At 64.6% G+C, this 15,642-nt stretch carries 14 protein-coding genes, 1 tRNA gene and 1 pseudogene; 11 read left to right on the top strand and 5 right to left on the bottom strand.

The features are described from left to right. Positions 1-74 precede the first annotated feature (74 nt). Positions 75-458, bottom strand: a complete 384-nt coding sequence (tnpA, locus tag ACFQ2S_RS22670) for an IS66-like element accessory protein TnpA (RefSeq protein ID WP_386078418.1) — start codon at positions 456-458, stop codon at positions 75-77. Positions 459-570: 112 nt separating this feature from the next. Beyond that, positions 571-930, bottom strand: coding sequence for a phosphoribosyl-AMP cyclohydrolase (gene hisI, locus ACFQ2S_RS22665; protein ID WP_386078416.1), 360 nt, complete (start codon positions 928-930; stop codon positions 571-573). Between the two features lie 67 nt (positions 931-997). Here hisI and ACFQ2S_RS22660 point away from each other — a divergent pair, with 67 nt between their 5' ends. The 4 genes from ACFQ2S_RS22660 to ubiV all read left to right on the top strand — a co-directional run bounded on the left by ACFQ2S_RS22660 (position 998) and on the right by ubiV (position 4,127). Next, complete coding sequence (locus ACFQ2S_RS22660; protein ID WP_386078413.1) at positions 998-1,444, top strand: iron-sulfur cluster assembly scaffold protein; 447 nt, start codon at positions 998-1,000, stop codon at positions 1,442-1,444. A 233-nt stretch (positions 1,445-1,677) separates the two neighbouring features. After that, the gene (ubiT, locus tag ACFQ2S_RS22655) at positions 1,678-2,196 is read left to right on the top strand and encodes a ubiquinone anaerobic biosynthesis accessory factor UbiT (RefSeq protein WP_386078411.1); all 519 of its coding nucleotides are present in this window, start codon (positions 1,678-1,680) and stop codon (positions 2,194-2,196) included. A 4-nt stretch (positions 2,197-2,200) separates the two neighbouring features. After that, complete coding sequence (gene ubiU, locus ACFQ2S_RS22650) at positions 2,201-3,199, top strand: ubiquinone anaerobic biosynthesis protein UbiU (protein WP_386078408.1); 999 nt, start codon at positions 2,201-2,203, stop codon at positions 3,197-3,199. A 4-nt stretch (positions 3,200-3,203) separates the two neighbouring features. Continuing rightward, complete coding sequence (gene ubiV, locus ACFQ2S_RS22645; protein WP_386078405.1) at positions 3,204-4,127, top strand: ubiquinone anaerobic biosynthesis protein UbiV; 924 nt, start codon at positions 3,204-3,206, stop codon at positions 4,125-4,127. A gap of 148 nt (positions 4,128-4,275) precedes the next feature. On the opposite strand, the gene guaB is transcribed toward ubiV, so the two are convergent. Next, positions 4,276-5,730, bottom strand: a complete 1,455-nt coding sequence (gene guaB / locus ACFQ2S_RS22640; protein ID WP_386078403.1) for an IMP dehydrogenase — start codon at positions 5,728-5,730, stop codon at positions 4,276-4,278. A gap of 409 nt (positions 5,731-6,139) precedes the next feature. Here guaB and ACFQ2S_RS22635 point away from each other — a divergent pair, with 409 nt between their 5' ends. Together ACFQ2S_RS22635 and ACFQ2S_RS22630 are read left to right on the top strand one after the other, a co-directional pair. Next, positions 6,140-6,982, top strand: a complete 843-nt coding sequence (locus tag ACFQ2S_RS22635; RefSeq protein WP_386078400.1) for a fumarylacetoacetate hydrolase family protein — start codon at positions 6,140-6,142, stop codon at positions 6,980-6,982. Next, on the top strand, positions 6,979-8,157 hold the full coding sequence (locus ACFQ2S_RS22630; RefSeq protein WP_386078397.1) for a pyridoxal phosphate-dependent aminotransferase: 1,179 nt from the start codon (positions 6,979-6,981) through the stop codon (positions 8,155-8,157). The genes ACFQ2S_RS22635 and ACFQ2S_RS22630 overlap by 4 nt, the downstream gene beginning before the upstream one ends. A 97-nt stretch (positions 8,158-8,254) precedes the next feature. Here ACFQ2S_RS22630 and ACFQ2S_RS22625 read toward each other — a convergent pair whose 3' ends face one another. Beyond that, a complete protein-coding gene (locus ACFQ2S_RS22625; protein ID WP_386078394.1) occupies positions 8,255-9,925 on the bottom strand; it encodes a putative transporter in 1,671 nt (556 codons plus the stop codon). Positions 9,926-10,257: 332 nt separating this feature from the next. Next, positions 10,258-11,580: an ATP-binding protein gene (locus tag ACFQ2S_RS22620; RefSeq protein ID WP_386078391.1), complete on the bottom strand. Its 1,323-nt coding sequence runs from the start codon at positions 11,578-11,580 to the stop codon at positions 10,258-10,260. Positions 11,581-11,622: 42 nt separating this feature from the next. Here ACFQ2S_RS22620 and ACFQ2S_RS22615 point away from each other — a divergent pair, with 42 nt between their 5' ends. The 5 genes and pseudogenes from ACFQ2S_RS22615 to ACFQ2S_RS22595 form a co-directional block, all read left to right on the top strand. Further along, positions 11,623-12,519, top strand: a complete 897-nt coding sequence (locus ACFQ2S_RS22615) for an MBL fold metallo-hydrolase (RefSeq protein WP_386078388.1) — start codon at positions 11,623-11,625, stop codon at positions 12,517-12,519. A gap of 80 nt (positions 12,520-12,599) precedes the next feature. Beyond that, positions 12,600-12,674: transfer RNA gene (locus tag ACFQ2S_RS22610), tRNA-Asn, on the top strand. Positions 12,675-13,327: 653 nt separating this feature from the next. After that, positions 13,328-13,795, top strand: a complete 468-nt coding sequence (locus tag ACFQ2S_RS22605; RefSeq protein WP_386078385.1) for a hypothetical protein — start codon at positions 13,328-13,330, stop codon at positions 13,793-13,795. Positions 13,796-13,897: 102 nt separating this feature from the next. Continuing rightward, positions 13,898-14,149, top strand: a complete 252-nt coding sequence (locus ACFQ2S_RS22600) for a hypothetical protein (protein WP_386078383.1) — start codon at positions 13,898-13,900, stop codon at positions 14,147-14,149. Between the two features lie 1,165 nt (positions 14,150-15,314). Continuing rightward, a pseudogene (locus ACFQ2S_RS22595) lies at positions 15,315-15,642 on the top strand (hypothetical protein); the annotation flags it as partial.

The following is a 15,642-nucleotide window of genomic DNA, read 5'->3' as shown; positions in this document are numbered from 1 at the left end:
AACCCGTCGTGTCCCTTGCGAAAGTCCACGGGGCTTGGTCGCCACCATGCTCCGCACCCGGTTCGACGGAAGGATCATGCCGTCTGTGCCAGCGCACGGGCAATCGCCGCAATGCGCACCGCCGAGGTGGTCGCAGCCAAGCGGACCGTGACCGGGCACATGGCAATCTCGATGAGCTCGTCCACACTTGGCCCGGCATCCGGCAAGGGGGCCGCAAGAACCATCGCCGCGAAATCAACCTCGTCTTTCGGTGCTGGAAGCACCAGCTTGCCCTGCCGGGCCAAGGTCCGCCATGCCGACAGATGGTTTGCCTTCAGCCCATGCCGCCGCGCGACCGCTGCTACCGTTGCATCCGGGCGCAAGGTCTCGGCCACGATCCGCGCCTTCACGGCATCAGGCCATTTGCGGTTGCGCCGACGGCCTCCATCCTCCGTGAGAACCTCCAATGTAGCATCCATGGAGAAACTCCTTCCTGATCCACTCCGAAGGAGCCGATCTCAGATCAGGAAGCCGCGCGGGAGGTGGGGCCAGAACAGCGGTTACAGGCCTGCTCGCTGAAACCTTGGATATTCAGACTATTGGGGAGAGGATTTCGACTTCCTCCCCATCGCGGATTGCCGTGAAGAAGCAGCTCCGCCGCATCGTGTGGCAGGCCGGTCCGCTCTGGCGCACAATCACCAGCAGACAATCCCGGTCGCAATCGACGCGCAGCTCGACCAGTTCCTGCACATGGCCGGAGGTCTCTCCCTTGATCCAGAAGGATTTCCGCGAGCGAGACCAGTAAGTTACGCGCCCGGTTTCGAGCGTCTTCGCCACCGCTTCTGCATTCATCCAGGCCATCATCAACACTTCGCCGGTGCCTTCCTGCTGGGCGATGGCGGGAATCAGCCCCTGTGCATCAAAGCGCAGGCTCTGCGTATCGAAAGCCATGGGATGTTCCTTTGCAATTTGCCCCATGCGGAGTATTTACTCAAAGAGGCGCCACGGAGGACAGGGAATGGCCAGCGACAAGGACCTCGTCAAGCTCTATTCCGGGCGCATTCTCGCGCTTGCGGCAGACATCCCGCATCTGGGTCGTCTGGACGCGCCGTCCGCGACCGCGCGGCGCCGCTCCCCGCTCTGTGGGTCGACCGTCACCGTGGACCTCCGGATCGAGAACGGGCGCATCGCCGACTTCGCCCAGGACGTGAAGGCCTGCGCGCTTGGACAGGCCGCGGCGTCGGTGCTTGGCGCTCATGTCATCGGGCGCAGCCGCGACGAGATCGACCGCGGCCGGGACCAGCTCGCCGCCATGCTCCGGGAGAACGGCCCGGTCCCCGACGCCCCCTTCGGCGATCTCGAAGTGCTTCTGCCGGCACGCGAATTCACCAACCGGCATGCCTCCATCCTGCTGGCCTTCGAGGCAACGGCAGTGGCGTTGGCCGCGGCGGTCGAGGCCGCCTGACACCGCGCCGCACGCGCGACGATTTGCCTTCGTTCATCCCTGATCCTGCGCCCATCTTCGGGTTGTCCCGGTCCCCCGGCCGGGTCTAGACCTCTGGTCATCGGCCGCCGCCCGGCCCGATCACTCACGCTTCGCCGCTGCCGCGGTGTCCCCATTCGCCCTGAATGCCGACACTTGGCAACGGTGTGCCAGACCGGGCGACCGCCCCAGGAAACCGGGTGGAAAGACGCGTCATGAGCGATCCAAGAGAAACCTTCGCGGCCTTGTGGGGCCGGTTTGCCGACCTGCCGGTGCCGCTGCTGCCCCTGCAACCGGTGCTCTACCGGATCGTCCGACGGGTCGCCGCGCGGCATCCGGAACTGTTCGACCGCCTCGGTCCGCACCAGCGCACCGATTTCATCATCGATCTCAAGGACCTGCCGCTCGCGCTGCACCTGCGACCGAACCCGCGGGCGCTGGTTTTCCGGGCTGTGCGCAAGGATCGGCTTCCGAAGCATGACGCGCATATCGCGGGCGACGTGCTGACGCTTCTGCGGATGCTGGATGCCGAGGTCGACGGCGACGCGATCTTCTTTTCGCGCGAGCTGGAGATCACCGGCGACACCGAGGCCATCGTGACCCTGCGCAACGCGCTCGACGACGTCGAGGGCTCGATCGCCGAGGACGTCGCCGGGATGTTCGGCGCCCCCGGCCGCATGGCGCTTCGCCGGATGCGAGACATGGCCCACGGGCCAAAACTTGAGAGTGTATGAGGACATGACAGCAGGTGAACTCGTCTGCCCCGCCGGGACCCCCGCCGCGTTGCGGACGGCGGTCGATGCGGGAGCGGATTCGATCTATTGCGGATTTCAGAACGCGACCAATGCGCGAAACTTTCCCGGCCTGAATTTCACGCCGCAAGAGCTTGGCAAGGCCGTTGAATATGCGCATTCCAAGGGCGCGCGTATCCTTCTCGCGCTCAACACCTATCCGCCGGCGGGCAAGTTCGGTCTGTGGCGCGAGGCGGCCGACCTGGGCGCCGACCTCGGGGTGGATGCCTTCATCGTGGCCGACATGGGCGTTGCCGCCTATATCGCCGAGACCCATCCCGATATCCGCCTCCACCTCTCGGTCCAAGCGGCCGCCGCCAGCCCCGACGCGATCTGCTACTACGTGCGGGAATTCGGCGTGAAGCGTGTGGTCCTGCCGCGCATTCTGACGATCCCCGAGATCCGCGAGATCAAGTCCGAGATTCCCTGCGAGATCGAGACCTTCATCTTCGGCAACCATGGGCTGATGGTCGAGGGACGCTGCTCGCTGACAAACTACGCGACAGGGCTTTCCACAAACATGGACGGTGTCTGCTCGCCCGCCCATCTTGTCGAGTACCGGCGGGACGCCGACGATGGCATGTCGACCCGCCTTGGCCCCTTCACCATCGACCGCTTCGGACCGCAGGAGAGCGCCGGCTATCCGACGATCTGCAAGGGCCGTTATGTCAACTCGGAGCATCCGGATGGCTACTATGCCTTCGAGGAACCGATCAGCCTGAACCTGTCGCGCCTGTTGCCGGCCCTGATGGACGCCGGGGTCGATGCATTCAAGATCGAAGGCCGGCAGCGCAGCCGCGCCTATGTGAAGAAGGTGGTGGCGGCCTTCCGGGCCGCGGTCGACGATATCCGGGCCGGGCGCGAGCCCGCGCTTGCCGACCTGGCTGCCCTGACCGAGGGCCAGAAACAGACCGAAGGCGCCTTCCAGACCAAGAAATGGCGGTGAGACCATGATCCCGAGACTGACGATCGGACCGATCCAGTATTTCTGGAGCGAGGAGCGCAAGCTCGATTTCTATGCCCGGATCGCCGATGAGGCGCCGGTGGACACGGTCTACCTCGGCGAGGTGATCTGCTCCAAACGGCAACCCTTTTTCGACCAGCACATCGACGTTGTCGCCGAGCGGCTGACCCGGGCCGGCAAAAGTGTCGTGCTCTGCGGGCTGGCAGAGGTGATGCTGAAGCGCGAACGCAAGGCCTGTGCCGATCTGGTGCAGCAGGGCGAGTTCGAGATCGAGATCAACAATGCCGCCGGGCTGTTCCACCTGGAGTCCGGGCGCCATCACCGGATCGGCCCCTTCATGAACGTTTATAACGCCGAGACGATGGCCCACATGGTGGCGCGCGGCGCGACCCATGTGACGGTGCCTGTGGAACTGCCGGCTGCATCGGTGGAACTGATGGCCGCGGAGGCCGGCAAGCTTGGCGTCGGGCTGGAGGTCCAGGTCTTCGGCCGTGCCGGACTGGCCACCTCGGCGCGCTGCTACCATGCGCGGGCCTTCGGACGGACCAAGGACAATTGCCAGTTCGTCTGTGGCGACCATGCCGACGGGCTACCGCTCGACACCCGCAACGGGGAGTCCTTCCTTCGTGTGAACGGCATCCAGACGCTCTCGCATTCCTATGTCAATCTTGCCGGGGAAGTGCCTGCCATGGCGGAGATGGGCGTGAGCGATCTGCGCCTGATGCCGCAGGATACGGACATGGTCGCTGTAGCGAAAGTGTTCGACGCGCTCAGACACGGTGCCATCGGCGCTGCCGAGGCTGATGCGCGTTTCGGGGAGATCGCCATGGAGGCCCCCTTCTCCAACGGGTTCTGGCATGGCGAGGCCGGCCATCGCCGGATCGAGGCCGGGGCCCGCGCGCTCGCCTGAAGCTTTTGCCGTTCGACGGGCGGTGCGACGACGATCTTTCGTACGAAAGATCGTTGGCCCGGTGGAGCGACGGATCGTCAATAGAAAGGGCGGCCAAACTGGCCGCCCTTATTCGTGCTGAACTGAGATGCTTCGTGAAGGCGTCTGGTCACCCGAGCCGATAGTTCGGGCTCTCGCGCGTGATCTGGACGTCGTGGACGTGGCTTTCCTTCAGCCCTGCCCCGGTGATCCGGACGAACTCGCACTTTCCGCGCATCTCGTCGATCGTGGCCTTGCCGGTATAGCCCATGGCGGCCCGCAGGCCGCCGACGAGCTGGTGGATCACCGCGCCGGCCGAGCCTTTGTAGGCGACCTGGCCCTCGATCCCCTCGGGCACCAGCTTGTCCGACGCAGCGTCCTTCTGGAAATAACGGTCGGCCGAGCCGCGGGCCATGGCTCCGAGCGAGCCCATGCCGCGATACGCCTTGAACGAGCGGCCCTGGTAGAGGATCACCTCGCCCGGGCTTTCATCCGTGCCGGCCAGCATCGAGCCGACCATGGCGCAGGAGGCGCCGGCGGCGATGGCCTTGGCGAAATCGCCCGAGAACTTGATGCCGCCATCGGCGATCACGGGTACGTCCTGCGCGGCCGCTGCGGCGGCGCAATCGACGATCGCGGTGAGCTGCGGCACGCCGACCCCGGCGACCATCCGCGTGGTACAGATCGAGCCCGGCCCGATGCCGACCTTGATCGCGTCGGCCCCGGCGTCGATCAGCGCCCGGGTGGCCTCGCCCGTCGCCACGTTGCCGGCGACAATCTGGACCTCGTTGGAAAGCTTCTTGGCCCGCTCCACGGCGCGCGCCACGCCCTCGGAATGGCCGTGCGCGGTGTCGATGACGATCATGTCGACGCCAGCGTCGACCAGCGCCTCGCTGCGCTCGAACCCGGCATCGCCCACGGTTGAGGCCGCGGCGACCCGAAGACGGCCGAGCGCGTCCTTGCAGGCCTGCGGGTTGAGCACTGCCTGTTCGATGTCCTTGAGCGTCAGCAGACCAGTGAGCTTGCCGTTCTTGTCGGTCACCAGGAGTTTCTCGATCCGCCGCTCGCGCATCATCGCCCGCGCCTCGGCCAGGTCGGCAGGCTCGGTGAGGATCGCCAGCTTCTCTTTTGTCATCATCGCCTTGACCGGCGTCGCGTCGTCATTTGCGAAACGCATGTCGCGGTTGGTGACGATGCCGACGACGAGGCCCCTTTCGTCGACCACCGGGAAGCCGGTGATGTTGTAGCGATCCTGCAGCGCCTTGGCGTCGGCCAGCGTCTGGTCCGGGGTGAGGGTCACGGGGTTGTAGACCACGCCGCTCTCGAAGCGCTTGACCCGGCGCACCTGCTGCGCCTGTTCCTCGACGCCGAGGTTCCGGTGCAGCACCCCGATGCCACCGGCCTGCGCCATTGCGATCGCCATGCGGGCCTCGGTCACCGTGTCCATCGCCGAGCTCAGCAGCGGAATGTTCATCCGGATCGACCGCGTAGCGCGTGTCGAGGTGTCTGCCTGGGAGGGCAGCACCCGGCTTTCGGCAGGAACAAGCAGCACGTCGTCGAAGGTCAGCGCCTCACGAATTTCCATCACGATCTCCTGGCGGGGGGTCTGTGCGCGTTCCCTTCCGAAAGCACCAATAGGGCGCCGTCGGCGGCGAAGGTCAGCGCGCTGGACCGATATTGTCTTGCGGCATGGGGGTGGATCTGAGCGCGCGCGTTCCTGCCGGTCAGGCCGGCGGACCGGCCCGGGGCGACGGTAAGACCGTCTGGTCGAGGGCTGACCATGAGTGTCGCCATCGTGGAACGCTTTGCCTTTTCACCAGCGGGATATGGTCGCCTCGCATAAGGGATCGGCGCGGGTGATACAAGCCATACGTCGTACCACGGCCTTGCCCCTGCGATCCGGCTTGCGACCGCGCGGCGAATGCGGTTCCCTGCCCGCAAAGGGCACCCGCCGGACCTGGCCATTCGGGTGCGTTGGCAACAGGGAGAAGACCATGAAACTCTGCCGCATACGGACCGCGGATGGCATCGTGCCGGCCGCCGTCGACGCCGAAGGCCGCCTGCGAAGCCTCGAAGGCCATATCGGCGATTTCACCTGCGACAGCATTGCCTATGGCGGGCTCGCGCCGCTCGAAGCGCTGGAGCTGGACGATCTCCCCCTGCTCGACGAAATCGACTACGCCCCGATTCTCGCGGATATCCGGCGGATCTTCGGCATCGGGCTCAACTATTCCGACCACGCGAAGGAATCCGGCCTGCCGATCCCCGAGCAGCCGATCCTGTTCATGAAGATGTGCCCGGCCTCCGGTGCGAACGACCCGGTTACAATTCCCAAGGGCTCAGAGAAGACCGACTGGGAGGTCGAACTCGGCGTGGTGATCGGCCGGCGTGTGCAGCATGTCAGCGTGGAAGAGGCGCTGGACTGCGTGGCGGGGTATTGCGTGGTCAACGACGTCTCCGAACGCGCCTTCCAGATCGAGATGGGCGGCCAGTGGGTCAAGGGAAAGTCCTGCGACAGCTTCGCCCCGGTCGGCCCCTGGCTGGTGACCCCGGAAGAAGTGCCGGACCCTCAGGCGCTGGACCTGTTTCTCGATCTCAACGGCGAGCGGGTCCAGACCGGGAGCACTTCCAAGATGATCTTCTCGGTGGCCGAGATCATCTCCCATCTCAGCCGCTTCCTGACGCTCGAGCCCGGCGATCTGATCTCCACCGGCACGCCGCCGGGCGTTGGCATGGGGATGAAACCGCCGCGCTACCTTCAACCGGGCGACGAGATGCGCCTTGGCGTGCAGGGGTTGGGCGAGCAGCGCCAGGTGGCGCGGGCGTGGGAGGCATGAGCGCCGCCCTCCAGACCATCTCGGGTTTTGACCGCATAGGCGAGGAGAACGCCTTTGCCGTCCTGGCCCGGGCCGGCGCGCTCGCCGCCGGCGGGATGGACGTGATCAACCTCGGCATCGGCCAGCCGGATTTCCCGACCCCGCCGAACATCGTCGAGGCCGCGATCAAGGCGCTGCGCGACGGCCATCACGGCTACACCCCCGCCACCGGCCTGCCGGCCCTGCGCGAGGCGGTGGCGGCAGACCTCGACCGTCGCCTCGGCGCGCAGGTCGACCCGGACCGCGTGCTGGTGGTGCCGGGCGGCAAGGTGACGATGTTCGCCGCGATCCTGATGTTCGGCGAACCCGGTGCGGAGATCCTCTACCCGGACCCGGGCTTTCCGATCTACCGTTCCATGATCGAGTTCACCGGCGCCACGCCAGTGCCGGTGCCGATCCGCGAGGAGAACGGCTTTGCGGTTTCGGCCGAGGAGACGCTCTCGCTGATCACGTCCCGCACGCGGCTTCTGATCCTCAATTCCCCAGCCAACCCCTGCGGTGGCGTGACCCCGCGCGGCGAGATCGAGACGCTCGTCATCGGGCTGGCCGAGCATCCCCAGGTCGCCGTGATGTCGGACGAGATCTACGACCAGCTGCTCTACGATGGCGAGGAACACGTCAGCCTGCTGACCTTCCCCGAGATCCGCGACCGGCTGATCCTGCTGAACGGCTGGTCCAAGACTTATGCCATGACCGGCTGGCGGCTCGGGTACTCGGTCTGGCCCGACGGGCTTTACGACAAGGCGCGCAAGCTGGCGGTCAATGCCTGGTCCTGCGTGAACGCCCCGGCGCAATACGCCGCGATCGAGGCACTGACCGGCCCGCAGGATGCGGTGGCCGCCATGGTCGCGGAGTTCGATGCGCGGCGGAGACTCGTCGTCGAGGGACTGAACGCCCTGCCCGGCGTCACCTGCGCCACGCCCAAGGGCGCATTCTACGCCTTCCCGAACATCCGCGAGACCGGCTGGAAGGCAAAGCCGTTGGCCTCGGAACTGCTGGAAAAGGCGGGTGTGGCGACGATCGGCGGCCCGGACTTCGGGATCCTGGGCGAAGGCTATATCCGTCTGAGCTATGCCAACAGCCGGGAGAACATCACTCGCGCGCTCGACCGTATGGAAGAGTTCCTGATCGGCTAGACCCGGAAGGCGCCTCTTCCGTCCGGGGTTATTCCGGCCGGAGGCATGATTCCCCGTGCGAAAGATGGCCGACGGGTATTGCGCGCCTGTTGCCGGCCTAGAGCAGCAACAGGACGATGAGCTGGGGCGCAAAGATCCTCAGGCCCATGACCAGCGGATAAACCGTCGCATAGGCGATGGACGACGCAGGCGAGGAACTCTGCGCGTTGGCGAAGGCAAGCGCCGGCGGGTCGGTCATCGAGCCCGAGAGCACGCCGCAGAGCGTCAGGTAGTTGAACTTGAACACGAGCCGCGCCACGAATCCGACCACGACCAGCGGGATCAGCGTGATCAGCACCCCGTAGCCGACCCAGGCCACGCCGTCGCCATTCAGCAACGTATCGAGGAACTGGTCCCCCGCCTTCAGGCCGACCACCGCGAGGAACAGGATGATCCCGAATTCGCGCATCGCGTGGTTGGCGACCGGCGGCATGAACCACATGAACGGGCCCCAATGGCCCAGCCGGCCGAGCAGGATCGCGACGACCAGCGGTCCGCCGGCCAGCCCGAGTTTCAGAGGCGCCGGCAGGCCGGGCACCGCAAGCGGGATACTTCCCAGCAGCACGCCGAGCGCGAGCCCCACGAAGAGCCCCGGGAAATCCACTTCGTCGAGGCGCTTCGACTGGTCCCCCAGCACGCCGCGCACGTCCTGCACCGTCTCCTTGCTGCCTACCACGGTGACGATATCGCCGAACTCCAGCGTGGTGTCGGCCAGCACGGGCAGCTCCAGCCCGGCTCGCAGGATGCGCGAGACGGTCACCCCGTGGGCTTCCTCCAGCCCGAGCGACCGCAGCCGGTGCCCGACGACCTTGCGATCCGTCACCACCACGCGGGCCCATGCCATCTGGGTGCCCTTGGTGGTCAGTTCCGCGTCGGTCTCCTCGCCGAGGATCAGCCGCATCGCCTCGAGGCGCTCCGGCGTGCCCACGAGGTGCAGCATGTCGCCGACCCGGACCCGCGTCTCGCGGCGCGGTAGGATCAGCTCGCCCCCCGACTTCATCCGGGAGGCAACGACACCCTGATCGTAGAGCCCGGGCACTGCGCCAAGCTCCAGCCCGTCGAGGTTCGGGTTGCGGATCACCACGTTGATCGAGGGCAGCGCGCTCGCCCCCTTGCGCCGCTCGGCGTCATAAGCGGCGGCCTCCGCATCGACGTCCACCCGGGTTAGGAAACGCACCAGCAGCATGGTCAGCAGGATGCCGAGGATGCCGAAGGGATAGGCCACGGCATAGCCGAGCGAGGGCTGCGCCACGGCGCCCGGGCCGGCCCCCATGTCGGTCAGCGCCTGCGTCGCGGCGCCGAGCCCCGGCGTGTTCGTCACCGCCCCGGACATCAGCCCCACCAGCGCCGGAACCGGTACCCCGAAGGCGTAGTGGATCGCCACCGTCACCAGGACGCCAAGGCAGACGATGGACGCCGCCGCGATGTTGAGCTGCATGCCGGACTTCCGGAGCGATGCAAAGAAGCCCGGCCCGACCTGGATGCCGATTGTGAAGACGAATAGGATCAGTCCGAACTCGCGGACAAACTCCATCATCTCGGCGCTGTAGTGCAGCCCAAGGCGTGAGGAGATATCCCCGAGCGCAATACCGGCGAAAAGCACACCGCCGATCCCGAGCCCCACGCCGCGCACGTGGATCCGGCCGAACAGCAGCCCGAGCGCGCCGCTGATCGAGATCGCGATCACCGTCAGGGCGACTTCGTTGAGGGACGACAACATCGCAGTCATGAAAAAGGTCCTGAAGCGAATGGGACTTGGCGCCAGAGAGCGCCCTTGCATCTCGTGAATGATCCGCAGGAATGCACCCGTCAACCTCCCAGACGGCATTGCTGGATTGCGTGCTCTAAGATGCGACCCGTTCTAGACAACGACCGCGATCTCGCGAATGTTACCGCTACCAGTCCGTTCGGGCCTCTGGCGCGGCCTTTGTCGGGCATGATCACGACGCGCGTCTGGGCTGTTGACGTGGCGTGGGCGGGATGCCCGTCGGACGGTCGGACGATCTGTCGCGCTTCATCCACACATTTCGGCAGCAGGTTCCCGGGCGCCCACCCGCTCCGCTAGCGCGCCAGAACCAGTTCCGCCCGGAGCCCTCCAAGGCGTTCGCTGTCTCCGAGGTTGAGGGTCCCTCCGTGTCGCCGCGCGATGTCGCGGGCAATGGAGAGACCGAGGCCGACGCCCGTTCCCCGATCCTGGTTTCGGGACGCATCAAGCCGGGTGAAAGGGCGTGTCGCGCGCTCCCTGTCCACCTCCGGTATCCCCGGCCCGTCATCCTCCACAGTGAAGATCGCCGACCGCGGCAGCATCCGCACCGACACTTCGGCCCGGTTTCCATAGCGAAGTGCGTTGCCGACAAGGTTGCTCAGGGCGCGTTCCACCGATGCCCCCCGCAGCAGCACTTCTTCCTCGGCCTCCTTCGGAAGGGACAGTCGCACATCTCCGCCGGTGCGGAGCGCCTGTTCCACCACCTTGCGCGCGATCACGCCCGGCGCGACCGGCTTCGGGTCCTCCTGCTGATCGGAGCGCGCGAAATCAAGGAATGCATCGATCAGCACTTCCATGTCCTGCACATCGCGCTGCATCTCCCTGACGTCCTCGTTCTCCTCCATCATGGAGAGCGCCAACTTCATCCGCGTCAGCGGTGTCCTGAGATCATGGCTGACCCCGGACAGCATCAGGGTGCGCTGCTCGATCTGGCGCTCGATCCGCGCGCGCATGTCGAGAAAGGCCCGGCCGGCAGCCCTGACCTCGAGCGCCCCGGAGGGCTTGTAGGGCACGAGCCGCCCCTTGCCGAAGGCTTCGGCCGCATCCGCCAGCCGGGTGATGGGCCGAAGCTGGTTGCGCAGGTAGAGAAACGCGATCCCGGTCATCAGGACGCCGATCGTGGCCATCAGCACAAGAAACTGGTGCGGGTTGGAGGCCGAGGCCCGCCGCCGGTCGATACTGGCCTCGACCGGACCTTTTGCGGTATCCAGTTGCACCACAACCCGGCGGCTGGATTCCGTAAGGTCGATGGCCTGAACCCCGGGCAGTCCGTCGCGCAGCGTGTCGATGACCATCCGCCCGGACACGTCATAGAATACACGCCGATCGCCGAGTTGCGATTCCGTCACCGGCTCCACCGTGAACCCCAGGGTCGTCACCAGCGGTTGAACGGCGCGGAGCCCGGCCTCGAGATCGGGCTCTGCCTCGATCAACTCGACCGCCTCGCGCAGCTCCAGAACGATCCCGCGGGTAAGCTGCTGGGTGACGTCTTCGAAATGGCGCTGGATGAAAACCAGCGAAACCACGACCACCAGGACCGCGACCGGAATCACCAGAATGAGCGCCGCGCGGCCATAGAGGCCCATCGGCATGGAACGTTTGAGCCAGCTGAAATTCATGGCACAAGGCTAGCGCCCCGCCATCCCGAGAGAAATCCCGAAATGACCGATCCCGCCTCCAACCGTCTATCCCGCCCCGAGCCCGGGCTGCGTCGCGTGCTCGCCCCCAATCCCTCGCCGATGACCTATCAGGGCACCAATACCTATATCGTCGGCGTGGGAGAGGTCGCGGTGATCGACCCCGGGCCGGACCTTGCGGCGCATCACGAGGCGATTCTCGCCGCGCTGGAGCCCGGAGAACGCATCTCGCATATCCTCGTCACCCATTCCCATCTCGATCATTCTCCCCTCGCCCGTCGGCTCGCGGAAACAACCGCGGCCGAGGTGCTGGGATTTGGTCGCCACGAGGCCGGGCGCTCCCCGATGATGGCGCAGCTCGCGACGGACGGACTTTCGGGTGGCGGCGAAGGGGCGGACCTCGCCTTCGAGCCCGACCGCCTGCTGGCCGATGGCGAAGAGATCCGGGGCGCCGGCTGGACCCTGCGCGCCCTCCATACGCCGGGCCATGCGTCGAACCATCTGGCATTCGCCTGGGAGGAGGCGCTCTTCACGGGCGATCACGTGATGGGATGGGCGTCCTCGATGGTCTCTCCGCCTGACGGCGACCTGACGGCCTTCATGGCCACTTGCGCCCGCCTCGCGGAGCGCGGGGATCGCATCTACTATCCCGGCCATGGCGATCCGGTCGAGGAGCCTGCAGCACGCCTCGCCTGGCTGGTCGCCCATCGCCGCAGCCGCGAGGCCCGGCTGCTCCAAGAACTCGGCCCCGAAGCGCAGTCCATCGACACCCTCACCCGCCGAATCTACACCGACACGCCCCCAGCACTTCTGCCGGCCGCAGCCCGAAACGTCTTCGCTCACCTGCTGGATCTCGTTGCCCGCGGCATAGTCGCCTGCGACGGCAATCCCTCCCCAGCCGCACGTTTTCGCCGCATCTGACCGAGATCGCCCGGACCCGACGGAAATGTGAAATTACCTCTGGACGCCCCCAAACCCCGTTGCTATATCGCCCCCCGTGTTCCGGCGTAGCTCAGCGGTAGAGCAGTTGACTGTTAATCAATTGGTCGTAGGTTCGATCCCTACCGCCGGAGCCAAATCTTCCAATTACATCAAATGGTTGCGTCCATTCTGGGCCACCTTTGCTCTGCATGGCCTCCAATGGTGGCCCGGGGGGTGGCCCGAGTTTCGCTGCCTTACTGACCGGTTTTCCGGTCGTGATGTGTTCCGCAGAACACCCCCCACCCCCTACCCATGAGCCTCTCGGGGCGGCGGCAGAGGCCGAGCCATACACAGCCGAGCCCTCCAAAATTTTTTTCGAAATTTTTTTCGACGGCGCGTCACCCCCTAGCCCGTTGCGCGGCAGCGGAATTCATTCGTCGCCCGCTCCCAGAACGCCAAACATCCTTCCTCCGGATCAACCGAGCCAACAGCGTCTCCGCCTCCGTCTTGTCGGTCGGCCGTAGGAGCGGAAAGAGCGGTTTGCAGAGGCTTCCGGCGTGACGGGGTTGTCGGGGATGAGCCTCGTCAACCCTGGCCCACAATCCGCTCTTTGGAACATTGGGGGGGCACCGGCGTGCCCTCATGCCGCCCGCAGCCCGGTTCCGACAACTTGGGCCACAGGCCGCCGGCGATGGACAGCGGCAGCGACGGGACGATCTTGGCGCATTGACGTTCCTGTTTATTCGGTCGACCAAGGTTGGTGACAGGTCGGCGGGCACCCACATCTCCACTGAGGATGTGCTATATCTTGTTCCGCTTGCGCACGGGAAACTGGATTGCGGGCACAAATATGAAAACACTGTTTAAGGTATTGATGCGAAAGCCCTTCTCATTCGAAGAACTGCTTTCGAAGGCAGCAGTGCATCTGGACACCCCAGATATCATCTCTCGGGAGAAAGAAGTTTTCTACCAGGTTAATGATCAAGGCGCTTCAGTTCACAACCTATACAAAAATGAGTTTAAACAAAGGCTCGGAAAAATTGCAGAAGGAGTTACCTGGGAAGAGCAGCGCCAAACGCTCATCGAGAGCCTCATTGAGCTATCCGGTTGGGTCGCAGATGTACGCCATTTAAACAACTCAACCGATCCCGAAATTTATGCCTTGGTAATGAATCGGCTCTTCGGTGCGGAGGATACATCCTTTACGGGTAAGTTCGCGATCAGGGCCATGGTTGCCGCTCCGTTGGGTAAAGGACTTCTGCACGTGGGCGACTAGTTCTATGGTTTTGAAGAGAGGCTCTATCTTGGCTTTCAACTTGTGAAACTTTTGGGTGACCAGAAACGAGCGGAGTTCAATTCTTTTGTTGAGGTAACCTCTATGCATCACAAGGAGCAGTTTCCGGAGGGCACTCCAAAAGCCGATGCAGTAAATGACATGTTCCTTCTATACGGCGAATTTCTAGCATCCATGCTCGACATCTCAAAGAAGTATGAAGACCTCGAAAAAAGGTTCCACAGGGAGCTTATTCGCAACGATGTTGATATTGAAAGGGTCCGGACTGAAATTTCAAGTTTGATCGATGAGCGGGCTGAAGCGGCCAAAGCATGGGCCGACGTGTGGTCGTCATAGCCAGTCGGACTTAGAAGGATATAGATTTAACTGGACAAAAATCACGACCGCGCGAAAAAAATTCAACAAATAGCTGGCATTGGTGCAATTGAAGTTTTTTCTATCAGGCAGGAATAGACGTTGCCCACTGCTTTGCCTGCCGTTGTGAACATTGACCTTTTCTCAGGGTCCCTCCCCAGGCCTGGCAACTTTCAAAGGTAGGGCATCAGCCTGCCGTGGGGGATTATTGACCCGCCGTCGGACCGTCAGTTCACATCGGTCGCCTTTGCAGCGTTCTACAGTTCGGGCAGCACGCCCTCCGCCGGCATTGTGTCGTAGACGGCCCGCATACCCTTCTCCCGAAGCTCCGGGACGACGTGCTGCGACTTCATCGGCCGCTCTTCGTCCACTTCAACGGTACGCCATCAGCCAGGTCCTACGCGCCGCGACGCTACAAGGAGCTTACCGGAAACTCGTTCACGACCACCCGCTCGATGTTGCACACCGACCTCGCCGTCACCGAGGGGGGCGCCGGCGTCAGGATAGCGATGATCGCCTGTCATTAGACAGGCGAGAAAACGGCCGAAAAATACCAGCTCGGCCAGGTCGCGATGGCTGCGGTCGCAAGTCGCCAGGCATCTTGAGGGCTGTGCAACTTGGCGCGACTCGGATGTGCATGCCGGGTGACCCGGCTACCCGAATTGGGCGTCCGGCCACCCCTGATGAAGGGGTTCGGGGCTGCTTTGAGGCGATCCTTGACCGGCTAACTTCCACCCTGTTGGGAATGGGAGGGAGCCCCATGAAGAGATTGCCAATTCGGACGATCAGAGAAGCCATGCGGCTTCGCGCAGAAGGACTGCCGGGGCATCGTGGCGCCCGAGATTGCCACTGAATAGCTCTGGTCCTACAACCATGAACGCCCGAACATGGGTATAGACGGGATATCTCCCGCACAGAAACTGAAACTGGCCGCGTGAATTCCACGATCAAGCCCCGCTGAAACCGGGGGGATTGACACTATGGTTTCTTCTTGCGCCTCAACGCTGTCCCGTGACATTCCCGCAAGGCTCCGCCGGAGAATTGCCCGCAAGGGCGAAGGCGGCGACGCGACGCGTTTCGTGCCGCGCGCCGCGCCACCGTGCACCGTGCCGGAGTGACAATGTCTGCGTCAGTCACCGGGGGTCGCATGTCGTTCAACAAGGCTCTGCAGCTGATCCACCTGGCCCAGATGGCGGCGGTGCGGCACGGCAGCGTCAGCCTGAAGGATATCGAGGACGCCTTCGGCTGTTCGCACCGCACGGCGCAGCGCCTTGCGGAGCGGTTCGGGGTCAGCCATCGGACGGCGCAGCGGATGACGGCGGCGCTGGAGCAGGCGTTTCCGCATGCGGTGGAGGTCTTCGAGGACGAGGAGCGGCGCAAGCGGTGGAAGCTGCGCGAGCAGCCGATTGCACGGATGCGGCTCGGCGGCGACGCGGAGCTGGAGGCGCTGGACTATGCCGTGGCGCGGCTCGCGG

It is taken from the genome of Tropicimonas aquimaris (assembly GCF_042676185.1).
Taxonomy (GTDB): domain Bacteria; phylum Pseudomonadota; class Alphaproteobacteria; order Rhodobacterales; family Rhodobacteraceae; genus Tropicimonas; species Tropicimonas aquimaris.
Note: the sequence above shows the minus strand (reverse complement) of the source record. Positions and strands in the feature narration are given on the sequence as shown.